The organism is Acinetobacter genomosp. 33YU (assembly GCF_001990725.1).
In the GTDB taxonomy this organism is placed as follows: Bacteria; Pseudomonadota; Gammaproteobacteria; order Pseudomonadales; family Moraxellaceae; genus Acinetobacter; species Acinetobacter seifertii.
In genome coordinates, this window is record NZ_LFZQ01000001.1 from 147869 (window position 1) to 171992 (window position 24124).

The following is a 24124-nucleotide window of genomic DNA, read 5'->3' on the forward strand; positions in this document are numbered from 1 at the left end:
AATAAATGTCAATTCATAAAGAGCTGCATATTTTAAAAACGGATGATGATTGTGAATTTGCCTTATGGGAAATTTATAAAAAAGATAATCCTATGTTGAAGAAGCAAGCCATTTTTTTATCTCATGGGGCATTTTCAGATAAAACTGTTTGTATGGGTATTGCAGATTATTTGGCAAGAGAAGGCTATATCTGCTTTATTTTAGAATGGCGGGGGCATGGTACTAGTCCCAAAACAGATCTTCCCTTCAATTTTGAAACCGTTGCATTATATGAATACAAGGCAGCATTTCACTATATTCATGATCATTTTAATATAACTTCTTTACACTGCGTAACGCATAGTGGTGGAGGTTTATGCTTAACAATGTTCTTGATTAACTATCCAGAATATTTGAAAAATATTAAAAGTATTACTTTGGTTGCTTGCCAAGCATTTGGCGCTATAAATAACTCATTTGATTTTATTAGATTGTTTTCTGCAAAACTAGTAACTAAAGGTCTAGGTCAGATTCCTGCTAATAAATTTAAGCTAGGTCGTTTAAATGAAACCTATTATACGATGCGGCCTTGGTTTAATTGGAATTTAAAGCAAAATTTTATTAGTGAATTTAAAAATATTGATTATAAAGAATTTATGAGTTCTATTAGAGTTCCAATATACTCTATCTCTGGGAGTGGTGATAAATTTATTGCCCCTGTTAAAGGTTGTTATAAATATTTAAAAGCCTTTGAAAATGAAAACAATGTATTCTGTGAGTTTGGCTATGCTAATAATAACTTGGAAAATTATTCTCATAGTCGAATTGTACTGAGTCAAAATGCGGCTAAAGAGGTTTGGCCAACTATATTGCAGTGGATAGATAAGCATTCAAAAGAAGTTCTATAACAATTCTAAAATTATCTCTCTGATTTAACAAATGAAAATCTTATTTCATGTTCTTAAAAGCAGAATAATGAAAACTGAAAATAATAAAAAGCACTCTAATATAGGTGCTTTTTATATAGATCACTTTTTTAATATTTTAAGCTAATAAATTTTCTAAAATTTGCTCATAAATATCTGTTAAAGGATCAAGATCGTGTACATCTACATGTTCATTAATTTGATGAATAGTAGCGTTAAGAACACCCAGCTCTAAAACTTGTGCGCCTGTTGGAGCAATGAAACGCCCGTCAGATGTACCACCACTAGTAGATAGCTCAGTCTCAGTACCAGTTACATTTAAAATAGCAGTTTGAGCAGCGTTAACTAATTCACCTACTGGAGTTAAAAATGGCAGGCCAGATAAATTCCAGTCAATCTCATATTGCAAACCATGCTTATCTAAAATTTCATGCACACGTTGCTTAAGCTGTTCAGCTGTAACTTCTGTTGAGTAACGGAAGTTGAAAGTCACTTCTAAAGTACCCGGAATAACGTTAGTTGCACCAGTGCCTGAGTGAATATTTGAAATTTGGAATGAAGTTGCAGGAAAGTATTCATTTCCATTGTCCCAAACAGTTTGGCATAACTCTGCTAAGGGCGCTGAAGCTTCATGAATTGGGTTACGCGCTAGGTGAGGATACGCCACATGACCTTGTTTACCATGAACGTGCAATACGCCATTTAAAGAACCTCGGCGGCCGTTCTTAACAATGTCACCTAATTTACTTGTGCTTGATGGTTCACCAACCAAGCACCAAGTAATTTTTTCATTACGCTCTTCAAGTGTTTCAATAACTTTAACTGTACCGTTAACAGCAGGGCCTTCTTCATCTGAAGTAATTAAAAAAGCAATTGAACCTTTATGGTCTGGATGCTTTGCTACAAAACGCTCAGATGCAACCACCATTGCAGCCAAGGCAGTTTTCATATCAGCTGAACCACGGCCATATAATTTGCCATCACGAATTTCTGGTGCAAATGGGTCTGAATTCCATGCTTCTAAACGACCTGTTGGAACAACATCGGTATGTCCAGCAAAACAAAATACAGGGCCTTCAGTTCCACGACGAGCCCATAAATTATCAACATCCCCAAAACGCATTGGTTCAATATGAAAGCCGGCTTTCGCTAGGCGATCAGCCATAATGGTTTGGCAAGTATGGTCAATAGGAGTAACAGAAGGCTGTTGTAAAAGTTCTAAGCTAAGCGAGAGAGTGTCTGAGTGGTTCATACCGGAAATTGCATGCTGAGTAGGGGAAATATAGTCCGATATAATAGGCGAATCTCTAAAGGTTGGGTATTTAAAAATAAAAAAACCTTATCGAAGCGATAAGGTTTTCCGAAGCTGTGCATAACTTACATTTTATTCTCAGTTTTTTGTGCGGTATTACTTACAGCATCACCAGCTTTAGAGACATCTTTACCAAAACCCTTGAACGTATTACAGCCAGTTAATACAAATGCAATCATTACAGACGCGACTAAAACTTTTTTCATCATTTTCTCCGTTTAAATTTAATAATGAAGTAAATTTAGATTAAAAAACAAACGTAAAAAGAAACATGACTATTTAATAGTAAAAACGTTATAAATTGTTTCTAGAAGTCTATACCTACTTGTAAAGTGGCATTTTTTCGTTGCCAACATGGCCTAGGCTTAATAGTGAAGGATGTCTGAACATATAAAACTGGGTGTCTTCGTTATTTTTGCAATATAAGCCATCAGTCCACCAATAAGCCGTATTTGAGCTTACCTGTTTATTAGGGCAAAGCCATTCATGTCTTTCTAGACGATAAAATTTAGAGTCAGGAATATTTGTGCCCCAATATCCGAGACGACGGTTTGAATTGATCCAGTCCGGAATAGGTTGCTCTTGAGCCAAATTGAGTGGTAGATAAAGCTGACCTTTAAGAACAGCAAAACGTTGTTGAATTTTAAAATCTAAAGCTTCTGAAAATTGAAATTGCTTATCAGTGAAGTGATAAAGCTTTGTACTCAAAGTATCTTCTCTATTTAGGCCAATCCATTGTTCCAAATTTAATTGTCCTTCGCCCAAATAATATTTTAGAGCAACTTCCCAATGCTCAATTTGTTGAGTTTCTTTATTTAAAACCAAAAAATCGAGTTCACCTAACGTCTTAGCCCCTTCAATTTTTTGAATACTATGGCCTAATAATTGATAGGAATGATATTGGTCTTCCTGTAACCAAAACCAAAGTAAGTTCTCAAAACGTAAACCTAAACGCGTGCTTTTAAGGCGAGACATAAACAGGAGTAAAGGTTCAGGAGACTCATCTAGTTGTTGCAAACGTGGTAGATAGTTTTGAAAATGCTGTCTCCAAGTCAGATCAGAATGAAGTTGAAAGCTATGCTGAATAGCGAGACTTTGAGGAAGATGGCAAAGTAAATTAGGGCTAGCAATGGTAAATGCTAATTGTCTTACCATTGGGTGATTAAACTGTAACCATGGTTCAAAATAGGATGTTTTAACTGAGGCAATATTCATACGTTTAGTACTCGAAATAATTCATCCCAATTTCATGGTTGATCAACAAAACAATACCAGAAAAACACTTTATACTACGATCAACAATAGCTTAAGGTTTATATATGCGAACATTGTTTTGGCGAACTCTGGTCGTGATTTTTATCACGCTTGGTATTATTGGAGCAATTTTACCGGGCATGCCGACAACAGTGTTTCTTATTCTGGCTGCTTGGGCTGCCTCAAAAGGTTGGCCTCAGATGGATGCATGGTTGTTAAATCACCCGAAATATGGGCCAACTCTACGTGACTGGCGAGCAAATGGCACAGTACCACGTAAAGCGAAATGGATTGCCAGTATTATGATGACCTTAAGCGGTATTTTAATGCTGTTTACCACTGCGCCATTTTGGGTGAAAGTTTTCACTGATACTACCATGCTCGTTGTTGCAATTTGGTTATGGCTACGCCCTGAGCCAAAATTAAAAGATTGATAATCTTTTAATTTTGGCGCAAGACAAGCAGTGAAACTGCGCGTAGATAAAAGAAGATTGATAATCTTTTATTTTTGGCGCAAGACAAGAAGTGAAGCTGCGCGTGGATAAAAGAAGGTTGATAATCTTTTAATCATGACACCCGACAAATTTCCCATTTCATTTTATTAAAGCTCAAAATAGAGTTGAGTTCACATAAGAGAAGAAATTCCATGTCCCAATTTAAACTTGAAGATGCAGATATTCTTATCGATTTAGCAAACCAAACTTTAAACCTTCCTAAGCATAATAAGTTTTATGTAGTTTCTACAGGTAAGAATGGAATAGGGGAACAAGAAAATACTGGGAAAACTCCACGTGGATGGCATCGGGTTGCCAAAAAATTTGGTATGCAAGCGCCTAAGAATGCAGTTTTTATTGCACGTAACCAAACAGGTGAAGTTTATAGCAGTGAACTTGCCGCACAATTCCCAGAGCGAGATTGGATACTGTCACGTATTCTTTGGTTAGATGGTTTAGAAGAAGGCTTTAATAAAGGGGAAGGCCACGACACCATGCAACGTTATATTTATATTCATGGGACACCGGATAAAGAACCGATGGGTATTCCAATGTCACATGGATGTATTCGAATGCGTAACGAAGAAATCATTGAATTGTTTGATTTAGTCCCTGAAGACGCTCTTGTTTATCTGTCTGAACAATCTTTAACCTAAATTATGATTTTAAATATTCCTGTTTTATTCCTCGAATGATCAAAATATTAAAATAAGTGCTTAAATAAAATACAAAAAATTGTTTTTTACTTAATAATGACTTATTTTTAATCATTCATTCGCATTTTTTTGAAAAGTTGTCGAAAAGCGTTTGACACCTGTTAAAGATTCTCTATAATGCACCTCACAAACGATGAAGACGTTAAGGGCGCTTAGCTCAGTTGGTAGAGCGTCTGCCTTACAAGCAGAATGTCGGCGGTTCGATCCCGTCAGCGCCCACCAAGCCTTTACGTTAAGCTCTCAAGTGCAGCGGTAGTTCAGTTGGTTAGAATACCGGCCTGTCACGCCGGGGGTCGCGGGTTCGAGCCCCGTCCGCTGCGCCACTTAAGACTTAACATCGTTTACCCCACAATTGCGATATTGTGAAAGTGCAGCGGTAGTTCAGTTGGTTAGAATACCGGCCTGTCACGCCGGGGGTCGCGGGTTCGAGCCCCGTCCGCTGCGCCACTTTTATAAAACGCTTTTGCAGGGCGCTTAGCTCAGTTGGTAGAGCGTCTGCCTTACAAGCAGAATGTCGGCGGTTCGATCCCGTCAGCGCCCACCATAATTTGTGACCATACTTTATTTATTTAAAGTATTGCAAGTGCAGCGGTAGTTCAGTTGGTTAGAATACCGGCCTGTCACGCCGGGGGTCGCGGGTTCGAGCCCCGTCCGCTGCGCCATTCTCTTGATTCCCTGATCTAGAGGATGTAATATAAAAAGGCTACTTAGTTGTCTTTTTAATCAGGGCGCTTAGCTCAGTTGGTAGAGCGTCTGCCTTACAAGCAGAATGTCGGCGGTTCGATCCCGTCAGCGCCCACCATATTTTTTTAAAGTTAAAAAATATATACACTAATTTATTTAGTGTTTTTTTGTTTTTATTATTCTAGTTTTTATTTTCCTACTTTATTTTTAGTCAAATTTCTCCTTTCTAAACTCTGAATTTAACCATTAAATCAAAATAGTATCTTTAATTTGTTTAAAGCTGCTATATCTTAAAGAACTAGCAGCTTTTTTTCATTATTAATATTCGTTTAGAATCCAACCACTCGCATACGCAAAGTATTCACGTAGCCAAGCATTATAGCGAGTGACCAAAGGAGTTTCGGCAGCAACTGTATAAACATGGGTGTAGCCTTGTTTCTTTGCAATAGCTGCAGCTCGTGGGGTGTGGAAGTCACTTGTAACAATGGCAATTGGTTGATCAATACTAATATGAGCTTGCTCAAGTAGTGGTTTACTGTTTCTAAGGTTAAGCTCAGTACTTGTACTTTTGTCTTCAAGAATCATTCGTTCTTTTGCTATATGAAAACGTTGTTCCAAGTAGCGAGACATGACTAATGCTTCGGTTTCTTTTTCTGAAAAATCTAAACCACCTGTTAAAACAACTTTTGCTTGAGGTTGTGAAAGGGCGACAGGGGCTGCTGTATCGAGGCGTTTTGCAAGTATGGCAGAAGGCTGTCCATTTTCGACACCACTTCCTAAAACAATAATTGCTTTCACCGCTGGAATGTTTTGGCCTGTATCTTTATTGTTTTTAATAAAATTAAAGAAATAGCCTAAGCCAATGAGCCAGATCCAGAAGCATAACCACCCAAAACGCCAAACTGAATGCAGGCGATAGTGGTAAAAGAAAAAACGTTCCAGATGATAATAAAATAATGCATAGAGGCAAAAAAATGCCCCTAAGACTAAAGGCACAATGGTGCCTACATGAATTTTATTCAGAAAAGCTAGAAATAAGCCGTCTAAAAATAAAATCGAACCAATGATGGCTAAGAAAATTCGAATCCACTTACTGACTTGCATTGTGTTTAAAGCTGCAATTTAAATTGCAGACAGTGTATGCAAAATCATTCTGAATTCAATGCTGATTGCAATAAAAAGCCGAGTAAAGCATTTTAGCTATTACTCGGCTTTATTATTTATTAATATTTAATAAACATCGCGGCGATAACGACCTTGTTGTCTTAGCTCATCGACTTGTTCTTCACCCAAAATATCAATGAGTGCTTGATCGACTCCGCTAGCCATTCCTTCAATACTTCCACAAACATAAAGAACTGCGCCGCGTTCAATCCAGTTGGCCAATTCTTCTGCATTTTGTCGAATGATATGTTGAACATAAACACGTTGCTCTTGATCACGTGAGAATGCCAAATCAAGTCGTTTTAACATTCCCATTGTTTGCCAAGCTTCAATGGTTGATGCATAGAAGAAATCATGAGCACGTTGGCGTTCACCGAAAATTAGCCAGTTTTCAGTATAGTTATGACGAGTTCGAGTATGAAGCAAACTCATTAAACCTGCGATTCCTGTTCCATTACCCATACAAATAATTGGACGATTATCATCAATTAAATGGAAAGATTCATTGGTACGAATACGCAGTGCAATACTCTGATTAATTTCTGTGTGTCGAGTTAGCCAGCCAGATCCTAAGCCTAAATCGCCAGATTCATCGGACTGCTGGCGAACAACTAAACGAAGGATTTGTTGAGAAGGAATGCTCGCAATCGAGTACTCTCGAGTTGGTAGATTAGGGAGCTGTTCTAATAAATGCTCCAGATTAGCAAATGGTTCAATTTCGCCGGTTAAATCTTTATTCCAAAGTGCTTTCTCAATAGAGATTTGTAGTGAGTCTACAAGTGCATTTTTAAGTATATGATGCTCCTGTAAGAATGCATTAATACGTTCAGGACTATTTCCCGGTTGTATTTCAGCAATATCTCCTGCTTGCCATACAGCTTCATGTTTGGCAGTCAGCTCAATATTATAAGCAGGTTGACCTAGACTATTAGGGTTGAGCAAGTCACGGTGTTGTAATGTCCAACTATCAAATACTTTTTCAAGATTAACAGCATGCAAATCCAGTTTAGTTGCTTTTGCAAGAGCCTGATTCCAGTTTTGAATATGTGTAGGATTTGCATTATCTACTTCGATCGTCTCAAAATAGGCTTTTGCTCCATTATTTTTAAGCCATATAGCTACTGTGTGACCAAAACTACAATAAGTGTTGGGGTATTCTTTCGAGCCTAAAGCTAAAACGGCATAGTTAAGATGTTGAAGTTCTAATTTCGTTTTTAATAGCTTTTTAGCAAAACTAGAAGCTAAGTCCGGTGCCTCTCCAGTACCATAAGTACTAATCACAAAAAGAATCTGTTCATACTGTTGTAAATCAGCTTCAGTTAACTCTTGTATAGATTTAACCTGAACAGGTTGATGTGCTTCTTGTAAGCTAGTTGCGGTACTCCACGCGAGTTGTTCTGCCACACCAGTTTGGCTAGCATAAGTAATTAACCAAGGTTTAGCATTTTGGTCGATGTAGTGGCCAGCTAAAGATTGGCGAGCTGCTTGGGTTAGTTTTTTCTGTTTACGGCGTTTTAGATAAAGCATCCATCCAGTAATAAAGAACAAAGGCATTGCTAAAGATGCAAGCATTGCTACAAATTGATAAACTGGTCCAAAGAAGCTGCCACGATGTACAGGTAACATGCTGCTCATGATTTTTTGATTAAGCTTTTTATCTTCATAAAGCTCCATCTTTTCAATATTGGCAGTTTTATAGTTATAGACAGCTTGGTTGCGTGCACGCTCGTGTTGTGGTGTTGCATCTACAAAACTCAATTCAACTTTTCCATCGTCTTTTTTCGGTAGGTTCAGTGTTAGAGTTGAATAGTCGCGTCCGATTTTATTATTAAAGCCGCTCCAGGTCTGGTTGAGGGCAGTAATCAGTTGAGCGTTATCTAATTTAGCTTCAGTAGAGGATTTGTCTTTATTACGTCCAGCTCCACCATGTCCTTGCATTTTGGGTTGTTCTACACCTAATACTTTGAACATACCGCTACGCCACCAGTCATATGACCAATATAAACCTGTACAAGCAAAAAGAAGATAAAAAACAATTACCCATGTGCCTACAACAGCATGTAAATCCCAAATAAAATTTCGACCTTTAAGTTTGGGTTTAACAGCAAGCCATTGACGTGCAGAGTGTTTTTTGGGCCAACGTAAATATAATCCACTCAAGACAAAATAAATGAGCATGAGGGCACAAGCACCAGTAATTTGCTTACCGAATTCTCCAGCAGTTAAGTTACGGTGAATTTGTTGTATCAATAAAAGTAACTCACGACCTTTAACATCAGGCAGTATTTGTGCTGTGTAAGGGTTGACCATCATATTGTAGCCACGACGTTCGCCTTCTTTTTCAATGTTTACAACAGATGAGGCGGTAGGGTCTTTGGCTATGGTAATGCTATTAATTTTAATTTCAGGCTGGGTGGTTGTGAAATGTTGATAAAGCTGAGCAGGGGTAAGCTTGGCGGAGCTTTCTGCTTGAACTACATAACTATCTGTATTTACCCATTTTAAAATTTGTTGGTCATAAGAAAAGATCGCGCCTGTAACTCCCATAATTGATAAGATGAGGCCAGCACTAATACCCAGAAACCAATGAATTTGAAATAAAAACTTTTTAAACATGGTCGAAAAATGTAAACATGATGGAGATCTTGTAACCAATTATAGCCGAAGATTGAGTAGATAATATGGATTTTCTAGATAATATTAATTTTCATTATCATTTATTTTTCGAATAATAAAAAAGCCTCCGAGGTAGGAGGCTTTTTTATTGAGAAGAAATTAGAGAGTTTTTGGCTCACCTACAGTTTCTTTCAAATGCTTACGAATTGTATTAAAAGAAAAGTTTTTAGTATCCATACGTTTAGGCAAGATATACGCACCTTGCTGTTCTTGGCCCTTAGGATCTTTTACTTTAAAGTTAACTAAAATAAAGTCAGGGGTGTTGTACCATTCATATATGTTTTTCCATCCAATGGTTCCAACGCCTTCTTGTAATCCCATTTGCTGGCGCATTACGATACCGTGAGGTTGTACACCTAAGCGAATGCCTTTAATTTCCTGTACAGGAAATTCATTCATCTTACGCTTAACGTACCATTCCAAACCATATGTGCGGCCAAGGTAATAAAGCACTACACCAACAATGGCAACCCAGCAAATCACTGTAGAGTAGTTCTTAATAAAAATAAGACCTAAAATCGCAAGGGCTAAAATTACGCCCATAATTGCCCAGATTTTTGTGCTGATTTTATTGGTGCTGCGCCAGATAAGAAGCTGTGCATTACGTTGTTCAGCTTCTGTTACCTCGTAAGGAACTGGCTGAAGCGTATAAGCATATAAAGTTTTCGCGGTCATAGTGCAAATAACAAATTGTAAACTGCTTTAAGTTTAGCATTAATTGGCATAAGTCAGGAAAGGATATTATGCCAATTTCATACTAAATTCCGAGTCAATTTTATAATGAAGCAAGTTCGCTGGCATCATTATCTTGATCATGACTTAGTCGTTGTTTCAACATACTAAATCGGTTTAAAACACTGAGCATCAGTGATAACTGCTGTAAAATAATGAGTGACTTTTGGTCTTCCTCATCATTTTGGCTTAAACGTTGACGTATTGTTTTAAGCATATTCTGCGCTGTCAAATCAGGCATTTCGTCTCTTAATAACGCCCCTTGTATATCGTCTAACGCTTGATCTAGAACTTTAAGAACTGCTTGATCTTGAATCTTTTCCCGATGTGCTCCAAGTGCTGCGATATAACTTAAAAATGTATGATTAAGACATAGAAATTCAAATATATCTGACTTACGGGTAGGGTCAAAATCTGGCTCAGTGGCTAAAGTTGAAATTAGTGAAGCGACCTCAGCGTCGGTGTTATGAGCGGCACGGCGAACAATACGATAATTGAGTGCATGGTTATGTCCCTCATGGTATTGCTTTACTACTTCCGCTAAATAATTACATTGTGCTTGTAAGGAACGTCGAATGCTGCGGGGTAGGCGACGGAATTTCCAGTCAGGCCAAATGAAGGTGACACCGAACCACGCTAAAGCACATCCAATTAAGGTATCTACAAATCTAGGAATAGCCGCAGCGACTGCTGAGCCATCTAAGTTAAAGTTAATTAATGCCAAAATTGTGATAAAAGCGGTTGCTTGGGCATATTGCTTACTGCGTAACTCGAAAAATAGTACGCCGCTTAAGACCAGCATAACTAATTGTCCTTCGACAGAAGGTACAAGGAATACCACGCTAAGGCCGACAATAATTCCGACTAATGTTCCAACTATACGTAAACGTAAGCGGCGCTTGGTCGCGTTAAAGTTAGGTTGGCTAACAAATAACGCAGTCAACATAATCCAGTAACCATATTCGATTCGAGTGGTTTGTATAAATACGTATCCAATGAAAAGAACAATCGATACTCGAATGGCATGACGAAACAGCACAGATTCAGGTGTTAGATTTTGTTTGATTCGAACAACAATATCATTCCAACCCTTTAAATCATCATCTTTGAGTTGGTTTTCAGCCTGTTTCACTTTGTCAGACTGAATGTGCTGTTCTGTTTCTAAGTTCAGTAATTGTGAGTCAATCGACTTTAAATTTCGGTATAAGGCAAAAAGTGCGTTGACCCAGAGTAAGTCATATTGTTGATCATTTCTTAGTTTTACTAAAGATAAGCGTAAGTTCTCAAAACTCTGCTTAAAGCGTTTGTTATGAATATATGGTTTACGTTGTAAAATACATTCATTTAATTCTTGGCAAGCTTTACCCTGAATTGCCAAAATGCGCTGAAATCTAAATAAAATATCACTGTGCTCAAAAATCTTTGCTAACTTTTGATAGTCGATATGGGCAGAGTCCGCTCGTTCATGAATGTCTTGTGCGACAAAGTAATAATGTAGGCTACGACGAGTATCTTTTTGTCCACGGTCACCCTTTAAACGAGTTAAAAGGGCAGTTTTGAGATCATTAAAAATTGTTATCAATTTGCCATTTTCTAATGAAAGATCAATCATGCTCTGCTGATAACTCGCAGGAGTCATATCAACATCAAACAAATTAGACTTGGCAAATAGAAAATCACCTAGTGAGCCATAAGAGGCTGCCAGTTTGTCTTGAAGCTGTCGCACTGGAAACAATAAAAAGCTAATTGTTGCAATAAGACCGTACCAAGCTGCACCTACGACCAAAAGCGCTGGCTGTATATACCACTGGTCAAATAAATGGACTCCTAGCATGGTATAAACCGAAACAACCAGACATCCATAAGAAATTGTTGCGTAGCGACGACCTAATGAGCCAAGTAAAATCCAGCCAATACAAGAGGCAATCAGTCCTAATGCAAAAAGCATTGGATAAGGGAAAAGTAATTGTACGGAAGCTGCGGTAATGAAGAAACCAATATAGGTATAAATCAAATTCATGATACGCACTGAAAAGCGATCATCAATATCGCTTAAACCAGCTGCGACCACACCTAATGTGAGAGGAATAGTTGCTAGTTGATGGCCTAGAAAATAAGGCACGAACGCAGTTCCTGAAAAGGCAATCAGCATTCGCACGTTATACATAAATGATGTGTTATAAGTCGCTCTTTTTAGGCGTTTAAACCAAGATTTCAAATGAAGTCCTTGCTGATCAACCTGAGTGATAAAGGATTTGTGTATTTCTACATCAATGTTGCACAAATCATACGATAGACAGTGTAAGCTTGTCTGTATGCAAATGAGTGAAAAATGAAATATCGCTATGTCTGAACAAACAGCCCAGCGTCAATATTCTATTGGCTGGATTATGTTGCTCGCGTTACTCACGGCTTTAGGGCCTTTATCTATTGATATGTACTTACCTGCGTTGCCTCAAATGGCTCACGACTTTGGGGTAAGTACGCAAATGGTGGCAAATACACTACCAGCTTATTTTTTTGGTCTAGCCATTGGACAGCTGGTGTATGGTCCATTAAGCGACCGTATTGGAAGAAAGAAGCCGCTTTATTTTGGTCTCGCACTTTATGCTGTTGCAAGTTTATTGTGCGTGCTTGCTAAAAATGAATGGGGTCTGATTGCAGCGCGTATTTTACAAGCTTTAGGTGGTTGTGTTGGTGTGGTCATGGCTCGCGCCGCTATACGTGATAGATTGGATGTTCAAGGCTCGGCTCAAGCTTTTTCTAGCATGATGATCGTGATGGGTTTAGCACCTATTTTGGCACCTATGATTGGAGCTTGGATTTTAATCTGGTTTCCGTGGCAAGCGATTTTCATTACGCTTTCAATTGTGGGCGCGATATGTTGGCTATGTGTACATTTCTTTTTCAAAGAAACTTTGGCAATTGATAAAAGACTTAAACTATCTTTATATCAAGTGGCTACCTTATATGGTGCTATTTTCAAAGATGTGAGTTTCCGTTTACCTATGTTCGCAGGATGCTTAACAGGTGCAGCGTTATTCTGTTATATCAGTTCTGCTCCAGCTGTTTTTATGGACCAATATGGCCTAAATCAGCAAGAGTTTGCTTATGTATTTGGTCTCAATGCTTTTGGCATTATGCTGATGTCATCGTTAAACAAGCATTTAACAACACGTGTTGAAATTACCAAGCGTTTAAAAGCAGGTTCAATGGTACAAGTGACAGGTGCAAGCATTGTATTAATTGCTGGTTTAATCCCTATGGCACCTTTATGGCTTGTAATGTTAGGATTATTTTTAGCGATTTCAGGAATTGGATTAACAGGTCCAAATGCTATGGCACTTGCAATGTCTAAGCAAGGTGCTCGTGCTGGAACAGCAAGTGCAATTATGGGCAGTATGCAATTTGCTTGTGGATTATTAGGTGGCTTGCTTCTTAACTTTCTTGTTTGGTCTGCATCACTCAATATGGGGATAATGATGGTGCTATTTACTTTAAGTGGCTTCATTGTTGTTTTAAAAGCGACGCAGCAGGCAAAAAGCAAACCTCTCTCATAATTTAAGAGAGGTTTAGATAAACTTTTAATCTAGAAAGACTGCAAAATTCTCTACAGGTTCTCTAGGAGTAATAAAGGTATTTACAATATGTGCGGGATCTGCATGACCTAATGCAATCGCACATACTAGATCTTCATCGTCTGCGGCCCCTAAAATATCTAAAACTATCGGGTGGAAATGGTTCCAAGCTGCCTGTGGACATGTATCTAAACCGCGGGCCTTAGCAGCTACCATGACATTCTGGATCATCATTGCGATATCCATTTTTGAACCAATTCCCATTGCTTTATTGACTGTAAAGAAAAGTCCGACTGGTGCATCAAACAGTTTGAAATTACGTAACTGTTGAGCAGCCATTTTTTCTCTTTCGCCCTTTTTAATGTCCAATAGACCGTAGAGTCCCCAACCATTTTCACGGCGACGGTCAATAAAAGGTGAAACCCATTTTTCAGGGTAATAGGCAAAAGTTTCTTTATATTGTTCTGCAAGTTCAGGATTTTTGGAAATCTCAATCTGTGCTGCACAGACACGCTCTACCATTTCATCACGTTTTTGTCCCGTCACAACATACACTTTCCACGGTTGAGTATTCGTTCCGGAAGGAGCGCGACTTGCGACTGTTAAAATATCTTTAATGATTTGCTGTGGTACTGGAGTGTCTAAAAAGGCACGTACAGAATGTCGAGAGGTGATAGCCTCGTCAACAAGATGGACTTGTTCCAAACTCATGATTACTCCTGATCTTATTCTCTAAAATCCAATACGTTTTGATGCTTCATTTCACATCTTGAAGTTGCTGTATTTATAAGCAAAAAATATTAGAAAAGAGGTATCCTTACATGTATGATGATGCGATTCGTTTAGACATAATGGCTGATTAATTATAATTCGAATATGCCACTTTTGACTTAAATGCACAAAATAGTGCGAGTTTGTCGATTATAAAAAAACAAAGATTAAGCTTGGGTGAGCGAAAAATATTCAATTAGAAAAAAGGTAGAATATGTTTAAAAACAGTACAAAACGGATGACTTTATATAAAAAATAACCAATTTTCATATAAAGTTTTAATGAAAAACATACACAAAAGTTTAAATTTCTGCATAATACCGACTTTTTTACGCAGGTATGATTTCTCCATACTCACGTTAGGAAAAGTAGTGGCTGCATAATAAATACTTTTACAAAAAGATTTTTATGCAGAAGTGGAGAAATACACGAGGTATAAGGAGCTTTACATGAGTTTACCGCTCATCAACAAGCAGTTCATGAAACAAGGATTGGCGATTACCATTGCGACCATGAAAATGAACTTAACTCACGCAACGACTAGGCTAAAAAAAATACAACAGCTTGGTACGCATCTCAACGCACGCTTCTTGAGTAGCAAGGATCGGGGCGCAGATAGTCGCGTTATAGCGCTGGCTTGTTACAGTCTTTGAAATTTATATGCAGTTTAGACATTCGCTCAAAAGTATATGTAAATATGCTTATGGCTTAAATCCAGATTTTTTATAACTCGATTAATTGATGTGAATCATTAAGCGAGCTGATTTAGCGGTGGTCATTTGTTAGTTTCCAAGTTTGTAGCCGAGTCGATGCATGCTGTTCATCCCAATGGGACTATGTTCAGTAATGCGATGAATTCATTTTATTTGAAGAGTGCTTTCTCTCATGCAACCTTCAAAGGCTTAGTGCTGGGCATCATGTTGCTTAAACTTGTGACGATAATTGCTATTCAATTGACATTAAAAGTTTTTTCTTAAATGTACTGAAAAAGTCCCAATTTTGAGGGGCTTTTTTGTTTATTGCAGTATTTTGGCTTGTGCTAATAGCGCATTAGCAAGAACGTAAGCGGACCGAGTATGAATGAACAACTCAATGCGACATTGATGTCGTGGGTAAAATTTTTTAATGACCCTTTATGGGATTTCCTAGTTATTTTCTTGCTGGCTGTCGGTATTTTTTATACGGTCTTAACTGGAGCAGTGCAAATTCGCATGTTCTTGCAAAGTATTCGTGTTATGAAAAGCAGTCGTACTGAAGGCGAAGACGAGCATGGTCTTACACCTTTTCAGGCATTTGTAACAGGTCTTGCGAGCCGTGTTGGGGTAGGTAACATTGCTGGTGTAGCAATCGCGATCGCAATTGGTGGTCCTGGTGCAGTGTTCTGGATGTGGGTAACAGCTGTTCTTGGTATGAGCTCGGCTTTTATTGAGTCTACACTTGCTCAGTTATTTAAAGTTCGAGATAGCAAGAGCAAACAGTTCCGTGGTGGACCGGCTTACTATATTACTCAAGGTTTACGTAGTAAAACCTTCGGTGTAGTTTTCGCACTGGCATTAATCTTTACTTACGGATTCGTATTTAACTCAGTTCAAATCAATGCAATTGCTAATGCATCTTCACATGCATGGGGTTGGGACAAGGCCAATCTTATTGCTCATTTAGGTGGTGTTGATTTAGAAATCTCTTGGGTTGGTATTGCGCTTGTCGTTATGGTTGCATTGGCAATTTTTGGTGGTATCAAACGTATCGCTAAATTTGCAGAAATGTTCGTACCTTTAAAAGCAGGTCTTTACCTATCTGTTGCGTTATATATTGCATTAAGCAACTATGCAATTTTGCCTGATATTTTAAAGCTGATTGTGACTGAGGCTTTCCATTTTAAGTCTGCAGCAGGTGGTTTCTTTGGTGCTGCCGTATCAATGGCAATGATGCAAGGTATTAAGCGTGGTTTGTTCTCAAACGAAGCGGGTATGGGTTCTGCACCAAATGCTGCTGCTGCGTCTGATGTAAAACATCCTGTAAACCAAGGTTTGGTACAAATGCTTGGTGTATTCGTAGATACTTTCATTGTATGTACAAGTACTGCAATTATCATTTTGGTTTCTGGTGTTTACCATGATGCGGGCTTCGTTGGTGTTGAATTAACTCAACGTGCTTTAGAAACTCAAGTTGGGCATTGGGGATCGGACTTCCTTGCTGTTCTATTATTCTTGTTCTGTTATTCAGCTGTACTAGGTAACTATGCCTACGCTGAAGGTAATGTGCAGTTTATTAATAACAATCCGAAAGTTATGTTCATCTTCCGTATTTTTGTATTGGTAATGGTGTATTTCGGTGCAATTGGTAGTGTTCCACTCGTTTGGTCAATGGCTGACTTGTTTATGGGTATCATGGCGACGATTAACTTAATCGCAATTTTACTATTAACACCAGTGGCACGTACTTTGTTGAAAGACTATCGTGAGCAATTAAAACAAGGTATTAAAGAACCAGAGTTTAAAATTAATAAATATCCAGAGCTGAAGAAAAAAGTCGATTCAGATATTTGGTAATTTTCAAAAAAGCCTCTTAGAAATAAGGGGCTTTTTTTATACACCATAAAAACACTTGAGTATAAATTTTAAACATGACAAATTAAATAAATTCAATACAGCTTTTCACAGAACGAGCAACTAAACTTGCAGTTCAAAATTTAACGTCATAGTGCAAAGATGGGTCATGAAACAGCTTAAATTGTGGATTATCGGACTTTCTATGGTGTTGGCTGGCTGCCAGACCACCTCACACTTATCTGCCTTAAAACCACAAACGGCAGAGGCATACTCTCGTTTTGTTGACCAGCCCTTTGCAAAAATTAAGAAACAGCAGAAAAAGCCAGTTGTCGCGCTAGTGTTAGGTAGTGGTGGTGCACGTGGATATGCGCACATTGGCGTGATTGAAGTTTTAGAGCAGCATGGTATTCGTCCTGATTTTATTGTTGGAACCAGTGCAGGCAGTATTGTTGGGGCAATTTATGCGAGTGGAAAAACACCTGATGAACTGCGTGATACTGCATTGAAAATGAAAGCAGGCGACGTGCGTGACATTAGTATCGGTTTAAAAGGTTTTTTTGACGGTAAAAAAGTTGAAGACTACGTAAATCAACAAGTAAATAACTTACCACTCGAAAAAATGAAAATACCAATGTACGTGGTTGCAACAGAGCTTAAGCATGGTACTAAAACCGTATTTAATTACGGTAATACTGGTCAAGCTGTAAGAGCCTCTGCATCCATTCCAAGTATGTTTATACCGACTAAAATTGGTAAATCTGAATATGTAGATGGTGGTTTAGTCAGTCCGGTACCTGTTGAAGTTGCCCGTGATTTAGGTGCTGATGTTATTATTGCTGTCGATATTTTGGCCCAACCGATTTATACGGAAACTTCGAATGTATGGGGGCTCTTCAACCAGAATATTAATATTATGCAAGGGCGTTTAGCTGCTGAAGAACTTCAATATGCAGATGTCGTGATTCAACCAGATTTAAGAGAAAAAGCACATATTTTTGATGTGAAAGGCCGTGAAGCTACCATGAAAGCAGGTATAGATGCGGCAAATGCAAAACTGTCTGATATTCAGTTTGCAATTGATGAAAAAATAGCTGAACAGAATCTTTCCACTGACGGTTTAAGTGCCCAGTCCAAATAAATTAAAAGCAAGTATATGAAAATTAAATAAAAGCCCTGTTCGGGCTTTTTTGTTGAAAAATAAAAGATTTGTATGTGCTGATAAAAATTTTTGTATAGTGGAGCTATGCTGAAAACTCCTCATGACAGATGTGAGAAATTCATGCTATTTTTCAAAAAAATAATTGATTTGTAACATATTGAGGCCGACTAATTAGATGATTCAGCAACAGGTAAAACAAGAGTTTCCAACATTAGAAGATATACATGCCGCTGCAGAGCGTTTAGATGGTTTAGTGGTTAAAACACCATTTGTTTTTTCAGAAACCATTTCTAAAACCCTAGGGGCAGAAATGTGGCTGAAATTTGAAAATCTACAATTTACGGCTTCTTTTAAAGAAAGAGGCGCATTGAATAAACTCTTGAGTTTATCCGAACAAGAAAAGCAACATGGTGTAATCGCTGCTTCAGCAGGTAATCATGCACAAGGAGTTGCTTATCATGCTCAGCGTACAGGCGTAACAGCCACTATTGTCATGCCTAAATCGACGCCTAATGTGAAGGTACAACGAGTACGTGAATACGGCGCACGCGTTATTTTGCATGGTCAAGATTTTTCTGAAGCTGCTGCTGAAATGCACCGTGTTGCACAAGAAGAATCTTTAACGATTATCCACCCATTTGATGATGCAGAAATTATTGCAGGTCAGGGAACCATTGCGCTCGAAATGCTTGCAGCTGTTCCTGAATTAGACATTTTAGTTGTGCCAATTGGTGGTGGTGGTCTCATTTCTGGTATTGCGATTGCAGCAAAATCGATAAACCCTAAAATTAAGGTCATCGGAGTTCAGTCGGTGGTTTACCCAAGCATGGCGAAATTGCTTTGTAACTATCAAATTGCAGTTTCCTTAGGTTCAACCGTAGCTGAGGGTATTGCGGTTAAAACTCCGGGTGAGCTTACGACCCAAGTCGCTAAAGAATACGTTGATGACATTGTTGTTGTCACTGAAGACATGATTGAAGAAGCAATTGCGCTGTTACTTAACATTGAGAAAACAGTATGTGAAGGAGCAGGGGCGACAGGTATCGCTGCAATTATGTCTCGACCAGATCTATTTTTAGGTCATAAAGTCGGGGTTGTTTTATCTGGAGGCAATATTGATACACGAGTGATGGTTTCCGTATTACAGCGTCACTTGACGCGTACGGGGCGTATGGTTCGTATTCGTGTCGAATTACCAGATAATCCGGGTGCTTTAGCGCGTTTAACAGCAATTATTGCTGAGCAAGGCGGTAACATTTATGAACTGCGCCATGAACGCTTTGCTGCAACAAGTCGTGCCAAAGAAAGTGCGGTTAGTGTTGATGTTGAGTTAAAAAGTGCTCCAGATCTGGAACCTTTAATTCAGGCTATGCAGCTCGAAGGCTATATTGTTCGTAAAGAAGAGATTTAAACACAGATATCGCTATCATATAAAAGCTGTATATGGCTCTTAAGGGAGTCATATACGAAGCAATTTAAATGGATTAAATTGCAAAAAGGATGAATTTACAAAAAAACGATCAAATCCTTCAATGAAATGGGAAAAACTGACAATTCTCTAAACTTTGCCCTTCACAATTTTAAGGTTTAGGTTTTAGTATTCTCTTCATTGCAAATTTGAAGAAATATAGGGATAACAACACTCAATGTTCAAATCATTTTTTCCGTCACCACGATATTTCTTTATATCGGCGGTTATTTGGATCGCACTAAATATGGTGCTCTGGTACACAGGTGGAAACACATGGGGAACTTTTATCGGCTTTGCTCAAGACTATCATCAAGCTCAATTACCTGTTGGTGTTAGCCGTTTTTGGTCTCCAACTTTCTTATGGTTTTATGTCTGGTTTTTAGTCTCCACAGCATTGTTTGCTGGTTTTTGGAAAATTATTTCCAATAATCCTTGGCAAAGATGGTCCATTTGGGGTTCTGCTTTTATTCTATTTAACATCTGGTTTGGTGTTCAGGTCAGTGTTGCCATTAATGCATGGTATGTACCGTTTTGGGACTTAATTCAGAAAATGCTTTCTGATGGAGGTGGAGATCTCTCTGCACTATACAGTGAAACTCTAGTTTTTCTTTATATTGCAATGGTCGCTGTAACCTTAGCTGTTATTAATGCATTTTTTACAAGTCACTATGTATTTCGTTGGCGTACGGCAATGAATGAGTACTACACGGAACATTGGGAAAAGCTTCGCCATATTGAAGGTGCTTCGCAGCGTGTACAAGAAGATACGATGCGTTTCGCGACTATTATGGAGGACCTAGGTGTTGAACTGGTAAAAGCTGCGATGATTTTAATCGCATTTTTACCTATTTTATTTCAGCTCTCTAAACACGTTCCTGTTTTACCAATTGTTGGTGAACTAGAACATTCTCTAGTATGGGCTGCAATTGTATGGGCTGCTTTTGGTACCATTTTATTAATGGTGGTTGGTATTAAATTACCTGGTCTACAATTTAACAATCAAAAAGTAGAAGCAGCTTATCGTAAAGAATTGGTTTATGGTGAAGATCATATCGACCGTGCAAAACCAGCTACTTTAAAAGAGCTTTTCAGTCGAGTCCGTACAAACTATTTCCGTCTCTATTTTCATTATGCTTACTTTAACTTGGTAGCAACTTGGTATAAGCAATTAGACATTTTATATAGTCTAGTGGTCTTATTCCCTGCAATTGCGAGCGGGAAGATGACGTTAGGCTTAATTAACCAAATTGGTGGTGTATTTGATAAGGTTCGTGAATCATTCCAATATTTAATTAGTTCATGGAAAACCATTATTGAGTTACTTTCGATTTACAAGCGTTTAAAAGCTTTTGAATCGATATTGCATAAATAAATAAAAACCCGCGAAAGCGGGTTTTTTTATAGGTACAAATATTTAATGAGTTGCATTATAAAAATTAAGAATAGGACCAACTAATGATTGCTGAGATTTATCTAAGGTGACTTGAATCTCTTTGTAGTTGAACGTGTCCTCATCATCATATTTGGCAATACCATGCGTTTTATTGTTCACTTGTGGAATTTGATAACTAAAAAAAGCCACTTTTTTAGAGGGATGAACGATGGTAATGAGTTTTTTTGGGTCTTTGAATCCGCCAAAATCATCTTCAACACTTTCTTTTAGCAGTTGAGGAAAATAAAGCGTTGCATTTGGTAATCCACACCCAACGCAAAAAGAAGAGTCATAAAGCTCTATCGCTTGTTTTTGATCTGGACTCATTGCTAAAGCAAAACCAGTTCCATTCGCACCTGCATTTGCTTGTACATCTTGCCAGTTACGTGGAACAAGCACTAATCCTGTTTCAGGTAATGCAAGAAGCTTGAGTTGTTTTGCATGTTGAGCATCGAGTTTAAAATTAAAATGGCAGCTTTTAGGCGTACAGGTTTTAAAACTTTTAAGTAAACCATCTTCTATAGGGTTTTGTGCCGTTACTCCATAAAAAGGGACTGTAACGCCGTTTAAAAAATTTGCTTCTCCAAGCTTATAGAACTGATTATCTGCTTTGCGTGTTGCAGCAGAGCTATAAAACTTTGGAAAATGAGGAGTAAAGCTTTTTACTTCTGCATAAGCAGTTGAAGTGAGACTTACCAATACTGTGCATAATAAAAAATTTAATTTTTTCATTTTTAGAAAGTAATCAATTTAAAATCTTATATAAATCTAACATATTCTTTTAAACTATAAGGTAATTCAAAATTGAATACTGTTTTTAACTTCATAATAAAAACAGACTTATAGAGATATGGAAAATGAAAAATATACTTTCAATTTGCTGCCTAGCGGCAATAAGTTCTTATAGTTTTGCTCAAGACATTAAAGGCATTTCATTTTCTCATCAAGAGTGGGAAATCTATTGTAGTAATACCGGTACTTGTAAGGCTGCTGGCTATCAAAATGAAGACAATGGTGATAATCCAGCTTCAATTTTAATAACGCGTAAAGCAGGGCCAAAACAACCTGTGCAAGTTGAGTTTGCTTTGTCTGACTATGAACAAAGCATGCCTGCAAATCAGCTTAAAAATATCCATTTTTATATCAATGGCAAAGACTTAGGGCTTGTGACTGTAGATGGTACTGAGCTGCCAATTATGGGTAAATTAACTAGTTCACAAGCCAATGCTGTACTGCAGCAGTCTAAACAGAAAACTGAAATTGTATTTAAAAATGCGCAACATGAATGGAAAATTTCTGATGCTGGTATGACTGCTGTGTTATTAAAAATGGATGATTTTCAGAAGCGTATTGGGACCGTTGGTGCTTTAGTCAAAAAGGGCAGTGCCAATGAAAATCAAGTGCTGATGCCTGAACCAAAACTAGTTGTAAAACGTATTAAAACGGCAACTAAACCTTACTTAACTTTACAGCCAAAAAATAAACAGTACCAAACAATATACCGTAGCCTGATGGCAGCTAAACCGAATCCGAAAGAAGACGGCTTTTGTGAAGGCGTTTATGGTGGTAATAGTGATGGAGCTGAACCACAAGAAATTGACCTATATAAATTAACCAATCAAAAAGTTCTGGCGACTACATTGTGTTGGAGAGGGGCTTATAACGAAGGGTATGGAGCTTGGGTACTCGATGAGTCTTTAAATGGTAAGGCAACGTTTGTGACCGAGTCCGCTTCAGATTTCGATAGCGGTATGATCAGCAGTTCTCAAAAGGGACGAGGCATAGGAGACTGCTGGGCAAGTGAAGAATGGGTGTGGGATGGCAAGAGCTTTGTGCATACTAAGGATATATGGACAGGAATGTGTAAAGGCTTGGCAGCAGGTGGGGTGTGGGAGCTTGATCGAATAGAGTCTGTGGTGAAATAACTACTTTGCGGTTACAGAGTCATAACAGGTAACTTTGGTGACTCTGTGATAAAAAGAACAGATTGTTTATTGGAGCTAGACCTATGTCACGTCATTTTTACGCTATTGCTCGCCATAAGTTTTCACATCTGAGTCGTTCAATATATGTGGCGGCGGCTGTACTAGGCACAACACAAATTGCAATGGCGGGTCCAACGGTCGATCAGCTCAGTGATTGTCTTGTTAAAGCGACAACAGCTTCAGATAAAACTACAGTGCTTCAGTGGACATTTACGGCTTTAGCAGCTCATCCCGATTTAAAAGCATTTAGTAATGTAACACCTGAGCAAAAAGATCAGTTAGACCAAAAACTGGCTCAAGTTTTACAGCGTGTGATTGTAGAGCAATGTTCTACTCAAACTAAAGCTGTGATTAAGGCAGAAGGTGTTAAGGCAGTTGGAGAAGCTTTCCAACAGTTAGGTCAGAGTGCTGGTGAAGATATTGTTAAAGACCCAGCCGTTAAACAACAGTTGCAGGGCACATTACGCTATATCGACCTAAACAAATTGGTGACAACGTTTTTAACACCAGAAATTTGGAATAAATTAGGGATTACAAGATAAAAATCTAGTTTTCTATTTTAGTTATAAAGCCTGCTATCTAAGAGCAGGCTTTATTGTATTTGGGATAAAGAGATCTCTTTAGATCGTAATTGTAGCCCCTAAAACTTTCACAAATTGAGCTAACCAAGCTGGATGTGCAGGCCAAGCTGGGGCAGTCACCAAATGTCCATCTGTAACTGCTTCAGTCACAGCAATATCTGCATATTGACCACCTGCGAGTTTTACTTCGACAGCACATGCTGGATAAGCAGAACAGAGGCGGCCTTTTAAAATGTCAGCCGCTGCGAGTAACTGAGCGCCATGGCATACGGCTGCAATTGGTTTTTTCACTCGATCGAACTCACGTACAATTTCGACAACGCGATCATTCATGCGTAAATACTCTGGCGCACGGCCACCCGGAATAACTAGACCTACATAGTCTTCGGTATTAATGGCATCAAAATCATAGTTAATCGCGAAGTTATGACCACGTTTTTCGCTATAAGTTTGCTCGTCTTCAAAATCATGAATCGCAGTCGCAATATGATCGCCGTTCTTTTTATTCGGGCAAACAGCATGCACGGTATAACCTAAACCTGTTAAGAACTGAAATGGAATCATAGTTTCATAGTCTTCAGCATAGTCACCGACTAACATTAAAATCTTTTTAGACATGATTTATCCCTCTTTTTAAAATATAAGTGATTTCGATTTT

Annotated in this window: 22 protein-coding genes and 6 tRNA genes; 18 read left to right on the forward strand and 10 right to left on the reverse strand. The window is 38.3% G+C overall.

Annotated features, from left to right (window positions below):
* Positions 1-5 precede the first annotated feature (5 nt).
* On the forward strand, positions 6-887 hold the full coding sequence (locus tag AC056_RS00685) for an alpha/beta fold hydrolase (RefSeq protein ID WP_077162440.1): 882 nt from the start codon (positions 6-8) through the stop codon (positions 885-887).
* Positions 888-1023: 136 nt separating this feature from the next.
* Here AC056_RS00685 and dapE read toward each other — a convergent pair whose 3' ends face one another.
* The 3 genes from dapE to AC056_RS00700 form a co-directional block, all read right to left on the reverse strand.
* The gene (gene dapE, locus AC056_RS00690; RefSeq protein WP_077162441.1) at positions 1024-2157 is read right to left on the reverse strand and encodes a succinyl-diaminopimelate desuccinylase; all 1134 of its coding nucleotides are present in this window, start codon (positions 2155-2157) and stop codon (positions 1024-1026) included.
* 125 nt (positions 2158-2282) lie between these two features.
* Positions 2283-2426: an entericidin A/B family lipoprotein gene (locus AC056_RS00695; protein ID WP_002051109.1), complete on the reverse strand. Its 144-nt coding sequence runs from the start codon at positions 2424-2426 to the stop codon at positions 2283-2285.
* Between the two features lie 112 nt (positions 2427-2538).
* On the reverse strand, positions 2539-3432 hold the full coding sequence (locus tag AC056_RS00700; protein WP_077162442.1) for a DUF1853 family protein: 894 nt from the start codon (positions 3430-3432) through the stop codon (positions 2539-2541).
* A gap of 104 nt (positions 3433-3536) precedes the next feature.
* On the opposite strand from AC056_RS00700, the gene AC056_RS00705 reads away from it, so the two are divergent.
* The 8 genes from AC056_RS00705 (at position 3537) to AC056_RS00740 (ending at position 5483) form a co-directional block, all read left to right on the forward strand.
* Positions 3537-3905, forward strand: a complete 369-nt coding sequence (locus AC056_RS00705) for a YbaN family protein (protein ID WP_039249953.1) — start codon at positions 3537-3539, stop codon at positions 3903-3905.
* Between the two features lie 212 nt (positions 3906-4117).
* Positions 4118-4621 carry a cell wall-recycling L,D-carboxypeptidase ElsL gene (gene elsL, locus AC056_RS00710; protein WP_077162443.1) on the forward strand — a complete coding sequence of 168 codons (504 nt, stop codon included), beginning with the start codon at positions 4118-4120 and terminating at the stop codon, positions 4619-4621.
* A 206-nt stretch (positions 4622-4827) separates the two neighbouring features.
* Positions 4828-4903, forward strand: a tRNA-Val gene (locus AC056_RS00715).
* 24 nt (positions 4904-4927) lie between these two features.
* A tRNA-Asp gene (locus AC056_RS00720) sits at positions 4928-5004 on the forward strand.
* A 47-nt stretch (positions 5005-5051) separates the two neighbouring features.
* Positions 5052-5128: transfer RNA gene (locus tag AC056_RS00725), tRNA-Asp, on the forward strand.
* A 21-nt stretch (positions 5129-5149) separates the two neighbouring features.
* Positions 5150-5225: transfer RNA gene (locus AC056_RS00730), tRNA-Val, on the forward strand.
* A gap of 41 nt (positions 5226-5266) precedes the next feature.
* Positions 5267-5343 (forward strand) — tRNA-Asp (locus AC056_RS00735).
* 64 nt (positions 5344-5407) lie between these two features.
* Positions 5408-5483 (forward strand) — tRNA-Val (locus tag AC056_RS00740).
* A gap of 200 nt (positions 5484-5683) precedes the next feature.
* Here the strand turns inward: AC056_RS00740 and AC056_RS00745 are convergent.
* The 4 genes from AC056_RS00745 to yccS all read right to left on the reverse strand — a co-directional run bounded on the left by AC056_RS00745 (position 5684) and on the right by yccS (position 12155).
* Positions 5684-6469, reverse strand: a complete 786-nt coding sequence (locus AC056_RS00745) for a YdcF family protein (protein ID WP_077162444.1) — start codon at positions 6467-6469, stop codon at positions 5684-5686.
* 126 nt (positions 6470-6595) lie between these two features.
* Positions 6596-9145, reverse strand: coding sequence for a PepSY domain-containing protein (locus AC056_RS00750; RefSeq protein WP_077162445.1), 2550 nt, complete (start codon positions 9143-9145; stop codon positions 6596-6598).
* Positions 9146-9304: 159 nt separating this feature from the next.
* The gene (locus tag AC056_RS00755; protein ID WP_077162446.1) at positions 9305-9880 is read right to left on the reverse strand and encodes an SdpI family protein; all 576 of its coding nucleotides are present in this window, start codon (positions 9878-9880) and stop codon (positions 9305-9307) included.
* Between the two features lie 100 nt (positions 9881-9980).
* A complete protein-coding gene (gene yccS / locus AC056_RS00760) occupies positions 9981-12155 on the reverse strand; it encodes a YccS family putative transporter (RefSeq protein WP_077162447.1) in 2175 nt (724 codons plus the stop codon).
* 127 nt (positions 12156-12282) lie between these two features.
* Here yccS and AC056_RS00765 point away from each other — a divergent pair, with 127 nt between their 5' ends.
* The gene (locus AC056_RS00765) at positions 12283-13497 is read left to right on the forward strand and encodes a multidrug effflux MFS transporter (RefSeq protein ID WP_077162448.1); all 1215 of its coding nucleotides are present in this window, start codon (positions 12283-12285) and stop codon (positions 13495-13497) included.
* A 24-nt stretch (positions 13498-13521) separates the two neighbouring features.
* Here AC056_RS00765 and AC056_RS00770 read toward each other — a convergent pair whose 3' ends face one another.
* Positions 13522-14226, reverse strand: a complete 705-nt coding sequence (locus tag AC056_RS00770; RefSeq protein ID WP_019457237.1) for a nitroreductase — start codon at positions 14224-14226, stop codon at positions 13522-13524.
* A 509-nt stretch (positions 14227-14735) separates the two neighbouring features.
* Here AC056_RS00770 and AC056_RS00775 point away from each other — a divergent pair.
* From AC056_RS00775 to sbmA, 6 genes are all read left to right on the forward strand, one after another.
* Entirely contained in the window at positions 14736-14939 is a 204-nt protein-coding gene (locus AC056_RS00775) for a hypothetical protein (RefSeq protein ID WP_004705793.1), read from the forward strand.
* Positions 14940-15122: 183 nt separating this feature from the next.
* The gene (locus tag AC056_RS00780) at positions 15123-15263 is read left to right on the forward strand and encodes a hypothetical protein (protein ID WP_077162500.1); all 141 of its coding nucleotides are present in this window, start codon (positions 15123-15125) and stop codon (positions 15261-15263) included.
* Positions 15264-15362: 99 nt separating this feature from the next.
* On the forward strand, positions 15363-16838 hold the full coding sequence (locus AC056_RS00785) for an alanine/glycine:cation symporter family protein (RefSeq protein ID WP_004705795.1): 1476 nt from the start codon (positions 15363-15365) through the stop codon (positions 16836-16838).
* 166 nt (positions 16839-17004) lie between these two features.
* A complete protein-coding gene (locus AC056_RS00790) occupies positions 17005-17976 on the forward strand; it encodes a patatin-like phospholipase family protein (protein ID WP_039249965.1) in 972 nt (323 codons plus the stop codon).
* 196 nt (positions 17977-18172) lie between these two features.
* Positions 18173-19408, forward strand: coding sequence for a threonine ammonia-lyase (locus AC056_RS00795; protein ID WP_019457234.1), 1236 nt, complete (start codon positions 18173-18175; stop codon positions 19406-19408).
* 235 nt (positions 19409-19643) lie between these two features.
* Positions 19644-20840 (forward strand): peptide antibiotic transporter SbmA, encoded by a 1197-nt coding sequence (gene sbmA, locus AC056_RS00800; RefSeq protein WP_077162449.1) that lies wholly within the window; start codon positions 19644-19646, stop codon positions 20838-20840.
* Between the two features lie 42 nt (positions 20841-20882).
* On the opposite strand, the gene AC056_RS00805 is transcribed toward sbmA, so the two are convergent.
* Positions 20883-21632, reverse strand: coding sequence for a DUF4850 domain-containing protein (locus AC056_RS00805; RefSeq protein ID WP_077162450.1), 750 nt, complete (start codon positions 21630-21632; stop codon positions 20883-20885).
* A 125-nt stretch (positions 21633-21757) separates the two neighbouring features.
* Between AC056_RS00805 and AC056_RS00810 the strand changes: the two genes are divergently transcribed.
* Complete coding sequence (locus tag AC056_RS00810) at positions 21758-22825, forward strand: DUF1176 domain-containing protein (protein ID WP_077162451.1); 1068 nt, start codon at positions 21758-21760, stop codon at positions 22823-22825.
* 83 nt (positions 22826-22908) lie between these two features.
* On the forward strand, positions 22909-23427 hold the full coding sequence (locus AC056_RS00815) for a hypothetical protein (protein WP_139344609.1): 519 nt from the start codon (positions 22909-22911) through the stop codon (positions 23425-23427).
* 78 nt (positions 23428-23505) lie between these two features.
* On the opposite strand, the gene AC056_RS00820 is transcribed toward AC056_RS00815, so the two are convergent.
* Positions 23506-24084 carry a DJ-1/PfpI family protein gene (locus AC056_RS00820; protein ID WP_213033462.1) on the reverse strand — a complete coding sequence of 193 codons (579 nt, stop codon included), beginning with the start codon at positions 24082-24084 and terminating at the stop codon, positions 23506-23508.
* Positions 24085-24124: the final 40 nt, after the last annotated feature.

Excerpts from the sequence above, each read along its gene's own strand:
- AC056_RS00780 (WP_077162500.1), top strand. The coding sequence starts at position 15,123 with ATGTTCAGTAATGCGATGAATTCATTTTATTTGAAGAGTGCTTTCTCT.
- AC056_RS00775 (WP_004705793.1), top strand. The coding sequence starts at position 14,736 with ATGAGTTTACCGCTCATCAACAAGCAGTTCATGAAACAAGGATTGGCG.
- AC056_RS00795 (WP_019457234.1), top strand. The coding sequence starts at position 18,173 with ATGATTCAGCAACAGGTAAAACAAGAGTTTCCAACATTAGAAGATATA.
- AC056_RS00705 (WP_039249953.1), top strand. The coding sequence starts at position 3,537 with ATGCGAACATTGTTTTGGCGAACTCTGGTCGTGATTTTTATCACGCTT.
- AC056_RS00820 (WP_213033462.1), bottom strand. The coding sequence starts at position 24,084 with ATGTCTAAAAAGATTTTAATGTTAGTCGGTGACTATGCTGAAGACTAT.
- elsL (WP_077162443.1), top strand. The coding sequence starts at position 4,118 with ATGTCCCAATTTAAACTTGAAGATGCAGATATTCTTATCGATTTAGCA.
- dapE (WP_077162441.1), bottom strand. The coding sequence starts at position 2,157 with ATGAACCACTCAGACACTCTCTCGCTTAGCTTAGAACTTTTACAACAG.
- AC056_RS00810 (WP_077162451.1), top strand. The coding sequence starts at position 21,758 with ATGAAAAATATACTTTCAATTTGCTGCCTAGCGGCAATAAGTTCTTAT.
- AC056_RS00745 (WP_077162444.1), bottom strand. The coding sequence starts at position 6,469 with ATGCAAGTCAGTAAGTGGATTCGAATTTTCTTAGCCATCATTGGTTCG.
- AC056_RS00755 (WP_077162446.1), bottom strand. The coding sequence starts at position 9,880 with ATGACCGCGAAAACTTTATATGCTTATACGCTTCAGCCAGTTCCTTAC.
- AC056_RS00770 (WP_019457237.1), bottom strand. The coding sequence starts at position 14,226 with ATGAGTTTGGAACAAGTCCATCTTGTTGACGAGGCTATCACCTCTCGA.
- AC056_RS00685 (WP_077162440.1), top strand. The coding sequence starts at position 6 with ATGTCAATTCATAAAGAGCTGCATATTTTAAAAACGGATGATGATTGT.
- AC056_RS00785 (WP_004705795.1), top strand. The coding sequence starts at position 15,363 with ATGAATGAACAACTCAATGCGACATTGATGTCGTGGGTAAAATTTTTT.
- AC056_RS00790 (WP_039249965.1), top strand. The coding sequence starts at position 17,005 with ATGAAACAGCTTAAATTGTGGATTATCGGACTTTCTATGGTGTTGGCT.
- AC056_RS00815 (WP_139344609.1), top strand. The coding sequence starts at position 22,909 with ATGTCACGTCATTTTTACGCTATTGCTCGCCATAAGTTTTCACATCTG.
- AC056_RS00750 (WP_077162445.1), bottom strand. The coding sequence starts at position 9,145 with ATGTTTAAAAAGTTTTTATTTCAAATTCATTGGTTTCTGGGTATTAGT.
- AC056_RS00695 (WP_002051109.1), bottom strand. The coding sequence starts at position 2,426 with ATGATGAAAAAAGTTTTAGTCGCGTCTGTAATGATTGCATTTGTATTA.
- AC056_RS00765 (WP_077162448.1), top strand. The coding sequence starts at position 12,283 with ATGTCTGAACAAACAGCCCAGCGTCAATATTCTATTGGCTGGATTATG.
- AC056_RS00805 (WP_077162450.1), bottom strand. The coding sequence starts at position 21,632 with ATGAAAAAATTAAATTTTTTATTATGCACAGTATTGGTAAGTCTCACT.
- sbmA (WP_077162449.1), top strand. The coding sequence starts at position 19,644 with ATGTTCAAATCATTTTTTCCGTCACCACGATATTTCTTTATATCGGCG.
- AC056_RS00700 (WP_077162442.1), bottom strand. The coding sequence starts at position 3,432 with ATGAATATTGCCTCAGTTAAAACATCCTATTTTGAACCATGGTTACAG.